This is a genomic window from uncultured Caballeronia sp. (assembly GCF_964243625.1).
In the GTDB taxonomy this organism is placed as follows: Bacteria; Pseudomonadota; Gammaproteobacteria; order Burkholderiales; family Burkholderiaceae; genus Caballeronia.
On the sequence record NZ_CAXTGZ010000209.1, the window covers coordinates 1 to 9,466 of the forward strand.

Genomic DNA, 9,466 nt, shown 5'->3' on the forward strand with positions numbered 1-9,466 from the left:
AATCGAAGAAACGGCGCAGATTCGGGAAGGCCGCCAGCGGCTCCACGTCGCCCGGCAGAACCCGTGGCGCGCGTTCGAGCCAACCCCAGGCAGACATGTCGGCGATCGAATAATCCTGGCCGACGATGTATTCGCGCTGCGCCAGATGTTCGTCGAGCACGCGGTAATGACGTTCGATTTCCCGCCTGTAGCGGTTGATCGCATATGGCAGTTTCTCCGGCGCGGCATGCTGGAAATGCACGGCCTGACCCGAAAACGGCCCCAGGCCCGAACTGATGAAGAACAGCCATGAGAGGAGTTCGGGCCGGTCTGCCGCTGTGCCGGCGAAGCGCTGGGTCTTCTCGGCGAGGTATAGCAGGATCGCGCTGGAATCGAATACGCGCGCTTCGCGGCCGCCGGGGCCGTCCGTATCCACGATCGCCGGGACCTTGCCATTTGGGTTGACGCTCAGAAACGCGGGCAGATGCTGTTCGCCTTTGCTGGTATCGACGGGGATAACCTCGTACGCCAGTCCCGATTCTTCGAGAAACAGCGCGACTTTCGCGGGGTTCGGCGTGGGGTGAAAGTAGAAGCGGATCATGGCGTCCTGGAATTGAAGAGCGATAAGCGGGGCCGCAATGGCCGGCCGTCTGTGTTTAGCGTGATCGATTCAGGGTATCCGATGAAATCCGGGATGGCAATCGTGTCCCGCGAGAGCGATTTACGCCTGCATGTTTGCTTACGTCATCGCCTGATTCGCACTGCCGGCAATAAAGATATTCCGTTGTAACCCGCCATCGGTTTCTGACGAACTAACTTGCAGACACACGTTTGTCTGTGAATGAAAGCTTTCGCAGAAACAATTTTTCGAGCGGTGTAACCGCTTATGCAGCCCCGGCGAATTAGTAAGCATTGGGCTGATCGGCAAGGTCAGCATTCCGATACCGGCACAGGATCTCTTATGAACACGACACATGCAGCACGCGGTATCAAGGGTCCTGCGAGAGTCATCCAGCCCGCATGGGTGCGCACCACGCACTGGCTCAACGCGCTTGCGGTGATCCTGATGATGCTGTCGGGATGGAGGATCTACGACGCATCACCAGTATTCAAGGGCTTCATGATCCCGCCGGGAATAACGTTGGGCGGCTGGCTCGGCGGCGCGCTGCAATGGCATTTCGCGGCAATGTGGCTGCTGGTGTTCAACGGTTTGTTCTACCTCGCGATGAACCTCGCCACGGGGCGCATCAGAACGAAGTTTTTCCCGCTGTCGCTGCGCACGATCTTTCATGACCTGATCGAAGCACTCAAGGGTCACCTCTCGCATGCCGATCCGGGCAAGTACAACGCGGTACAGAAGTTCGCCTACCTGTTCGTGATGATCGATATTGCAGTGCTGGTCCTGTCGGGTCTCGCCATCTGGAAGTCGGTGCAACTTCCTCTGCTGCGCGACCTGATGGGCGGATATGACTTCGCGCGCGTCGTCCACTTTTGCGCCATGTCGCTGCTGGCGGCGTTCATCGTGGTGCATCTGGTGATGGTCTCGCTCGTGCCGCGCTCGCTCCTCACCATGATTCGCGGCCGATGATCCAACCACCGATCCCAAGCGAAGCCTCTGGAAAATCGATCATGAAACCCATCAAGCCAAACCGCATGACTGTAGACCGTGAGTCGCTGATCATCGACGTGAAGCGTGAACTCGACATGCCTTCGCGGCGTCTTTTTGGCAAGCGCATCGTTACGCTTGGTGGCCTCGCGATGCTGACTGGTTGCAGCATCTCTGACGACAAGTCCGTCGAGACCTTCCTGTCCCGCGTCTCGCGCCTGAACGATACCGTGCAAGGCTGGCTCTTCGATCCTAACCGCCTCGCGCCCACCTATACAGAAGCGCAAATCACACGGCCGTTTCCGTTCAATGCGTTCTACGGCGTTGACGACGTTCCCGAAGTCGATGGTGCCAACTTTCGCTTGAAAGTAAGCGGTCTCGTTCAGGACAAGAAGACCTGGACCTTGCCTGAACTTTACGCGTTGCCGAAGGCCGAGCAGATCACACGGTACATCTGCGTGGAAGGCTGGAGCGCGATAGGGCGCTGGGGCGGAACGCCGTTCTCCGAGTTCCTCAAGCGCGTAGGCGCCGATACATCTGCGAAATACGTGGGCTTCAAATGCGCGGATGACTATTACGAGAGCATCGACATGCCGACGGCATTGCACTCGCAGACGCTCCTTACGTTCACGTATGACGGCAAGCTTCTGCCGCCCAAATATGGCTATCCGATGAAACTCAGGATGCCTACCAAACTCGGCTATAAGAATCCCAAACACATCATGGAGATTTTCGTCACCAACACGTTCCCTGGCGGTTATTGGGTTGATCAGGGCTACAACTGGTTCGGAGGTTCCTGACTGCACGCATGCACCTTGCATTGCGGCGTCAGGTACTTCGATTCACCCCGGCTCGGCCGGCTACTGTTACTTGAGAAGAGGTCCATATGAAACTGTTTATCACGGCAGCACTCGCAGCAACACTCGCATTGAGCGGCTCCATGGCGTTTGCCCAGGCAAGCGATGCAATGGCCCACGATTCAATGGCGAAGGATTCGATGTCCAATGATTCCATGTCGAAGGATTCCATGTCGAAGGATTCCATGTCCAAGGATTCCATGTCGAAAGACTCCATGAAGAAGGGCGACAAGATGAAAAAGCACGATGCAATGGGCATGGCACATCCGGCATCCGGGGCCATGGCTCAGTAATTGCCCGGCGTTTCGAAAGCGATTCAACGCATGCGTGAAATCGCTTTCGATAGAAGTTCTCTTCCCGCAAGCCCAGATCCCGGCTCCCCGCAGAGTCGCAACAGCGGATTTTTGGCGAGGTTTAATCTATCCTGGTGTTGACCAATACGGTCAACCACGGGCGCAAGCTGTGACACCGAGTGTGGTGTGTCTGCACATTCGCCCCCAAATCATTCATTTTGATAAACAATAACGGCACCGCACGTCTTCGTGAGCTTCGAACCAATACCGCCGATGCCCGATCACCGTTTGCTGATAATCACTCCCGCCACACATGGCGTCGCCATCGACCTGGTCTACGCCACAGACCGCAATCTCACCGGCAAGCCGATCTACAAGGCGGCGCACTGCCTGCTGCTGAGCCCCGCTGAAGCGGCGTTGAGAAAGGCTGTCGAGCTTGCCGGAAACATTGGCATGACGCTCAAGATCTTCGATGCCTACCGGCCTCCGCAAGCGCAGCAAGTGCTCTGGGACTTCCTGCCCGACCCCACCTATGTCGCTGACCTGAAGCGCGGCTCGAACCACAGCCGCGGGACGGCAGTCGACCTCACGCTTGTCGGCGCCGACGGGCACGACCTCGACATGGGTACGGGTTTCGACGAAATGTCGGTCGCATCCGAACACTTTCACGCTGGCTTGCCCGAGCATGTGCAGCGCAACCGCACGCTTTTGCTCGGCGTCATGCACGGCGCGGGTTTCATGCATATTCCAAGCGAGTGGTGGCATTACGAATTGCCCGGCTCGCGTGAACTTCCGGTCATCGACAATGCGGACAGCGGCCCTTTGCGTCTGATGTAAGGGCGCGCCAAGTACAGCGATCAACTTTCACGGAGCGAGTATGAAACGTGTTTTGCGCAACGCGCTGGCAGCCATCGCGGTGGCATCGACCTTGACGGTGACCATGGGCGGCTTGAGTTCGGCATATGCGGCCACGCCCAAGGACATGCTGGTGATGGCGACCTTGCTCGACGAATTCACCACGTTGGATCCGGGCGAGATCTACGAACTGGTGCCGCAGGAATACGTGGCGAACACATACGACCGTCTGATTCGTGTCGATCTGAAAGACCCGGCGCGCTTCAACGGCGATGTTGCGCAATCATGGGCCGTGAGTCCCGACGGCCTGACGTTCACGTTCAAGATCCGGTCCGGCCTCAAGTTCCACTCGGGCAACCCGCTCACCGCCGACGACGTCGCGTGGTCGATCCAGCGCACCGCGTTGCTCGACAAGGGCGCCGCGGCGGTGCTCGCGGGCATTGGACTCACGAAAGCGAACGCGCTGCAGAACGTGAAAAAGATCGACGATACAACCGTCTCTGTCACGACCGACCAGAAGTACGCGCCGACCTTCGTGCTCAACGTGCTGGGATCGTGGCCGGCATCGGTGCTCGACAGAAAGCTGCTCGAATCGCACGCGAAGGGCAACGATTTCGGCAACGAATGGCTGAAGACAAATGAAGCGGGGTCGGGTGCCTACAAGCTCGTGAAATGGACCGCGAACGACAGCATCGTGCTGCAGCGTTTCGATGGTTATCGCGTGCCGCTTGCCATGAAGCGCATCGTGATGCGGCATGTGCCCGAGGCATCCAGTCAGCGTCTGATGATCGAAAATGGCGATATCGACATAGCGCGTGACCTGAGTTCAGACGACCTCGCCACGCTTACGAAGAAGGGCGCGATTCGCGTGACATCCGTGCCGCAAGCTACGCTGATGTATCTCGGGCTGAACAACAAGAACCCGAATCTTGCGAAGCCGGAGGTGCAGGAAGCAATGAAATGGCTCATCGATTACAACGGCATCCAGCAGAACATCGTGCGCACGACGTACAAGGTTCACGAGACGTTTCTTCCCGAAGGTTTTCTCGGCGCGCTTAACACGAACCCGTACCACCAGGATGTCCCGAAGGCGAAAGCGCTGCTCGCAAAGGCCGGTCTGCCGAACGGTTTTGCCGTCAAGATGGATGTGCGCAACGACTCGCCTTATGGCGAAATAGCGCAAGCGGTGCAAGCCAACCTGGCGCTGGCCGGTATCAAGGTAGAGCTCATTTCCAGCGATAACAAACAGACGCTCGGCAAATATCGCGCGCGCCAGCATGACATCTACATTGGCGAATGGTCGGCCGATTACATCGATCCGCACAGCAACGCGCAAGGCTTCGCATGGAATCCGGACAACTCCGACAACTCCAGCTTCAAGATGCTCGCGTGGCGCAATTCGTGGGACATTCCGCAATTGACGAAAGAGACGCAGGCGGCGCTCGGGGAATCATCGACGGCAAAACGCGCGCAACGTTATGAGGTCATGCAAAAGGAAGTGCTCGCCAGGTCGCCATTCGTGATCATGTTCCAGAAGGTCTCGCAGGTCGCGGCGCGGCCTGGGGTGACGGGACTGGAAGTCGGGCCGATCTTCGATCTTGTTTCCTACCGTGACTTGAAGAAGCAGTAAGCGTGGATCTGCAACTAACAGTCTCCCAACGTGCACGCCGCGCGCTTGCAAATCATGCAGGCGTGCGCCGGGGATGGCTGTTCGTACGCTGGCTGCTGATGCTGGTTGTCACGTTCATCGGCTTGCTCGGGGTGACGTTTTTCATCGGGCGGAAGATCCCGATCGATCCGTTGCTCGCCATGCTTGGCGAGCGCGCATCGCCTCAGGCTTACGCGGCGGCGCGGCTCTCGCTCGGGCTCGACAAGCCCCTGATCGTGCAGTTCGCAATCTACGTTCGCGATGTGCTGCATTGCAATCTCGGCATGTCGCTGCTGACGTCGAATCCGGTTGTCGACGACATCAAACGCGTCTTTCCAGCCACGCTTGAACTCGCCACCCTGTCCACCTTCATGGGCATCGTGATCGGTGTGCCGCTCGGCGTCGTGGCGGCAGTGCGGCATAACCGCTGGATCGATCATGTGGCGCGATTCATCGGGTTGGCGGGGAGTTCACTGCCTGTGTTCTGGCTCGCGCTGATGGGCCTGCTTTTGTTCTATGCCAAGCTGCATTGGGTCTCGGGACCGGGTCGCATCGATCCGCTTTACGACGGCATGGTCGATACACATACCGGAAGTTTGCTGATCGATTCCATCATTGCCGGCGAGTGGGACGTGCTGAAGAATGCGCTCTCGCATATCGTCCTGCCTGCCGGCATTCTTGCGTTCTATTCCATCGCTTACCTGAGCCGCATGACGCGCTCGTTCATGCTCGAACAGTTGAGCCAGGAATACATTGTCACGGCGCGGGCAATGGGGCTGAGCGAACGGCGCGTGATCTGGCGTCATGCATTTGGCAATATCGCGGTGCCGCTCCTGACGGTGATCGCGCTCGCTTATAGCTACCTGCTCGAAGGCTCGGTGCTGACCGAGATCGTGTTTGCATGGCCGGGTATCGGTTCGTATCTCACGGGCGCGCTCCTCAACGCCGATATGAACGCCGTGCTCGGCAGCACGCTTGTGATTGGCGCAACGTTCATCACGCTCAACTTGCTGACGGACGCGCTGTACAAAGTATTCGATCCACGCGCCCGATGACTGCCAAAGGTTCATGACGTGCTTCCATCCAGTGATTCCACTCGAATGACGAAACCGCGCAAGGAATGGCAGGCGTGGCTCTTGACGGACACGCCCGCGTCCCGCAGGCAAGCCGCGCTCGGATTGGCATACAGGCGATGGACACGATTCGCGAGCAACCCACTGAGCGTGTTCGGCCTTGCAATTTTGCTCTTGCTGATCCTGTTCGCTGCAATCGGTCCGTGGCTTCCGCTGCACGATCCGTTGCGTCAGGTACTGGGTGATCGCTTGCTGCCGCCGGGTTCGCTTTCGCATTGGTTCGGCACCGATCAACTTGGGCGCGACATTCTCGCGCGCCTTGTGATCGGATCGCGACTGACGTTGAGCATCGCTATTTTGGTGGTCGTGCTGGTCGTGCCCGTCGGTTTGCTGATCGGCACGGCGGCAGGCTTTTGCGGCGGTTTCGTCGATACCATTCTCATGCGTCTCACCGACATCGCGCTCGCGTTTCCGAAGATCGTGCTGGCGCTCGCGTTTGCCGCAGCGCTCGGACCGGGCGTGATCAACGCGGTCATCGCGATATCGATCACTGCATGGCCGCCGTATGCGCGTCTTGCTCGTGCCGAAACGCTTCGGCTCGTCCAGGCCGACTTCATCCATGTCGCGCGCCTGCAAGGGGCGTCGTCCATGCGGATCTTGTTGCGTTATATCGTGCCGATGTGCTCGTCGTCCGTGATCGTGCGTGCGACGCTCGACATGGCGGGCATCATCCTGACCGTCGCGGGGCTTGGTTTCCTCGGGCTCGGCGCGCAGCCGCCCAGTCCGGAATGGGGCTTCATGGTGGCGTCTGGGCGCGGCGTGCTGCTGGACGCCTGGTGGGTCGCGACCATCCCGGGCATCGCCATCTTGTTGGTGAGCCTTGCTTTCAACCTGCTCGGCGATGGCCTGCGCGACGTCTTCGATCCCCGTCAAGGAGGCTGACATGCACGCTGATACCCTCTGCGAAATCGATAACCTGCGCATTGCATTCGCAGCCCACGACGGCACGCTGACCGAAGCCGTGCGAGGCATTTCACTTACGCTGGCAAAGGGCGAACGCCTTGGTATCGTCGGTGAATCGGGATCGGGAAAGTCGCTGACAGGACGCGCGCTGCTCGGACTTCTGCCAACATCTGCACGATGGTCGGCCGACGCAATGCGCCTCGACAATCACAACCTGCTTGCCTTGAGCGCCAAAGACCGGCGCCGTCTGTGCGGCACGCAGATGAGCATGATCCTGCAGGATCCGAAGTATTCGCTCAATCCCGTGATGACCGTCGCGCAGCAAATGCGCGAGGCATTCGGGCGGCAATCGCCGAGGCTTAGTGGGAAGGCAATGCGCAAGCGCATTGTCGAAGCGCTTGCTGCCGTGCATATCCGCGATCCGGAGCGGGTTGCCGACGCTTATCCGCACGAGCTCTCAGGCGGCATGGGCCAGCGCGTGATGATCGCGATGATGGTCTCGTCGGGGCCCAAACTGCTTATCGCCGATGAACCCACCAGCGCGCTCGACGTCCTGGTTTCCATGCAAGTGCTTTCGGTGCTCGACGAAATGATCGCGAAGCACGACACCGGTCTGATCTTCATCAGCCACGACTTGCCGCTCGTGATGTCGTTCTGCGACCGCGTGATGGTGATGGTCGGCGGCCGCGTGGTCGAGACGTGCGCGGCGCGTGATCTCGCGAATGCGCAGCATCCGTACACGCGTGCTTTGCTTGCAGCGAGCCCACCGCTGCGCAACCCGCCGGACCAGTTGCCGGTATTGCAACGCGACGCTGCATGGTTCGCCGAGGCCGCGCGATGATCGATGCAAACGCGGTACAGGTACGCTTCAAAACCAAAACCGGTTTCGCCGATGCCGTGCGCGCAGCAACCTTTCACGTGAACGAAGGCGAAGTCTTCGGACTTGTGGGTGAATCGGGCTCGGGCAAGTCGACAGTGCTTCGCGCGCTGACCGGACTCGTGCCCATTGCAGGCGGTTCGATGCGGATCGGCCGGCACGTCCTCGGTGAGCGCGTCGACCGCACGTTCAGGCGCGAAGTGCAGATGGTGTTTCAAGACCCGTACGGCTCGCTTTATCCGCGCTTCACGGTCGACCAGACATTGCGCGAACCGCTGTCGATCAACGGCATGGATCGCCAGGACGAACGCATCCTGGATGCGTTGCGCGAGGTTGGTCTCGGCCCGGCATTTCGCTTCCGGTACGCGCATCAATTGTCGGGCGGGCAGCGTCAGCGCGTGGCAATCGCACGCGCGTTGATTGTGGAGCCGCGCGTGCTGCTCCTCGATGAACCTACGTCCGCGCTCGATGTATCGGTGCAGGCGGAAATCCTGAATCTGCTGCGGCGGCTGCATCGCGAACGCAATCTCACGATGATCCTCGTCAGTCACAACATGGCGGTGGTTGGATTTTTATGCCAGCGGGTGGCGGTGATGCGCGATGGCGATATCGTCGAGCAGCTTTCGGTTGAAGCGGTGCGCGAGCAAACCGTGGCGCATGAGTACACACGAAGCCTGTTGCTCGCAACGCAAGGTTATACGCGAAGAACGGAGGATTCAGCCCTACCCGGAGCGCCTGATAGAATGGGAGATTAGCTGGTGGCATCCCCGAAGCGTGTGACGCCGGGATCGCCTGCGCGGCTATGCACGCGGCCGGCTTTTCCCCGCTACCGCGAAGCGTAACCCTCAAAACGTGACAGTCTGGCTCGATCCGCTTTATCGAACATGTTTAAGAATGACATTCGACAAGCCGGTCGCCGACACCCAAAACGCCGATGAAACTGCTAGATGCCCTGGTCGAACAGCGAATTTCGGCCGCAGCCGCGCGCGGTGAGTTCGATAATCTGCCTGGCGCGGGCGAGCCCCTCGAGTTCGACGACGACGCCCTGGTTCCCGAAGAAGTACGTGTTGCCAACCGCATTATGAAAAACGCCGGTTTCGTGCCTCCTGCTGTCGAGCATCTGCGCGCGTTGCGGGATCTGCAAAACGAAACAGGCATTGCGGAAGATCCGGCGACACGTCTCAAGCTGCAAGCCAAGATGCTCGCGCTCGACATGGCCCTTGAATCGCTGCGCGGCAACTGCGCGGTGGTGCCGCTCGAGTATCGGCGGCGCATTGCGGAGCGTCTGTCCGAGCGCTGGTCGGAGCAGGAAAAG

Annotated in this window: 11 protein-coding genes; 10 read left to right on the forward strand and 1 reads right to left on the reverse strand. The window is 59.4% G+C overall.

Going from position 1 to position 9,466, the window contains the following annotated elements; all coding sequences use genetic code 11:
• On the reverse strand, positions 1-580 hold a 580-nt coding region (locus ACFFAR_RS15715; RefSeq protein WP_375508095.1), incomplete at its 3' end, for a glutathione S-transferase family protein.
• A gap of 360 nt (positions 581-940) precedes the next feature.
• On the opposite strand from ACFFAR_RS15715, the gene ACFFAR_RS15720 reads away from it, so the two are divergent.
• The 10 genes from ACFFAR_RS15720 to ACFFAR_RS15765 form a co-directional block, all read left to right on the forward strand.
• Positions 941-1,567 carry a cytochrome b/b6 domain-containing protein gene (locus tag ACFFAR_RS15720; RefSeq protein WP_061999186.1) on the forward strand — a complete coding sequence of 209 codons (627 nt, stop codon included), beginning with the start codon at positions 941-943 and terminating at the stop codon, positions 1,565-1,567.
• Positions 1,568-1,608: 41 nt separating this feature from the next.
• On the forward strand, positions 1,609-2,385 hold the full coding sequence (locus ACFFAR_RS15725; protein WP_375508096.1) for a molybdopterin-dependent oxidoreductase: 777 nt from the start codon (positions 1,609-1,611) through the stop codon (positions 2,383-2,385).
• Between the two features lie 86 nt (positions 2,386-2,471).
• Entirely contained in the window at positions 2,472-2,735 is a 264-nt protein-coding gene (locus ACFFAR_RS15730; RefSeq protein ID WP_174362506.1) for a pentapeptide MXKDX repeat protein, read from the forward strand.
• Between the two features lie 273 nt (positions 2,736-3,008).
• On the forward strand, positions 3,009-3,572 hold the full coding sequence (gene ddpX, locus ACFFAR_RS15735; protein WP_375508098.1) for a D-alanyl-D-alanine dipeptidase: 564 nt from the start codon (positions 3,009-3,011) through the stop codon (positions 3,570-3,572).
• Positions 3,573-3,612: 40 nt separating this feature from the next.
• The gene (locus ACFFAR_RS15740; protein WP_174362508.1) at positions 3,613-5,220 is read left to right on the forward strand and encodes an ABC transporter substrate-binding protein; all 1,608 of its coding nucleotides are present in this window, start codon (positions 3,613-3,615) and stop codon (positions 5,218-5,220) included.
• An 8-nt stretch (positions 5,221-5,228) separates the two neighbouring features.
• Positions 5,229-6,293 carry an ABC transporter permease gene (locus tag ACFFAR_RS15745; RefSeq protein ID WP_375508099.1) on the forward strand — a complete coding sequence of 355 codons (1,065 nt, stop codon included), beginning with the start codon at positions 5,229-5,231 and terminating at the stop codon, positions 6,291-6,293.
• A gap of 45 nt (positions 6,294-6,338) precedes the next feature.
• The gene (locus tag ACFFAR_RS15750) at positions 6,339-7,253 is read left to right on the forward strand and encodes an ABC transporter permease subunit (protein ID WP_174362515.1); all 915 of its coding nucleotides are present in this window, start codon (positions 6,339-6,341) and stop codon (positions 7,251-7,253) included.
• 1 nt (position 7,254) lies between these two features.
• Positions 7,255-8,115, forward strand: a complete 861-nt coding sequence (locus ACFFAR_RS15755) for an ABC transporter ATP-binding protein (protein ID WP_061999192.1) — start codon at positions 7,255-7,257, stop codon at positions 8,113-8,115.
• Entirely contained in the window at positions 8,112-8,906 is a 795-nt protein-coding gene (locus ACFFAR_RS15760; protein WP_174362509.1) for an ATP-binding cassette domain-containing protein, read from the forward strand. Before ACFFAR_RS15755 ends, ACFFAR_RS15760 begins: the two co-directional genes overlap by 4 nt.
• Positions 8,907-9,085: 179 nt before the next feature.
• Positions 9,086-9,466 (forward strand): DnaJ family domain-containing protein (locus tag ACFFAR_RS15765; protein ID WP_375508097.1); only part of this gene is annotated, 381 nt, incomplete at its 3' end.

Excerpts from the sequence above, each read along its gene's own strand:
- ACFFAR_RS15725 (WP_375508096.1), top strand. The coding sequence starts at position 1,609 with ATGAAACCCATCAAGCCAAACCGCATGACTGTAGACCGTGAGTCGCTG.
- ACFFAR_RS15760 (WP_174362509.1), top strand. The coding sequence starts at position 8,112 with ATGATCGATGCAAACGCGGTACAGGTACGCTTCAAAACCAAAACCGGT.
- ddpX (WP_375508098.1), top strand. The coding sequence starts at position 3,009 with ATGCCCGATCACCGTTTGCTGATAATCACTCCCGCCACACATGGCGTC.
- ACFFAR_RS15755 (WP_061999192.1), top strand. The coding sequence starts at position 7,255 with ATGCACGCTGATACCCTCTGCGAAATCGATAACCTGCGCATTGCATTC.
- ACFFAR_RS15740 (WP_174362508.1), top strand. The coding sequence starts at position 3,613 with ATGAAACGTGTTTTGCGCAACGCGCTGGCAGCCATCGCGGTGGCATCG.
- ACFFAR_RS15730 (WP_174362506.1), top strand. The coding sequence starts at position 2,472 with ATGAAACTGTTTATCACGGCAGCACTCGCAGCAACACTCGCATTGAGC.
- ACFFAR_RS15750 (WP_174362515.1), top strand. The coding sequence starts at position 6,339 with ATGACGAAACCGCGCAAGGAATGGCAGGCGTGGCTCTTGACGGACACG.
- ACFFAR_RS15720 (WP_061999186.1), top strand. The coding sequence starts at position 941 with ATGAACACGACACATGCAGCACGCGGTATCAAGGGTCCTGCGAGAGTC.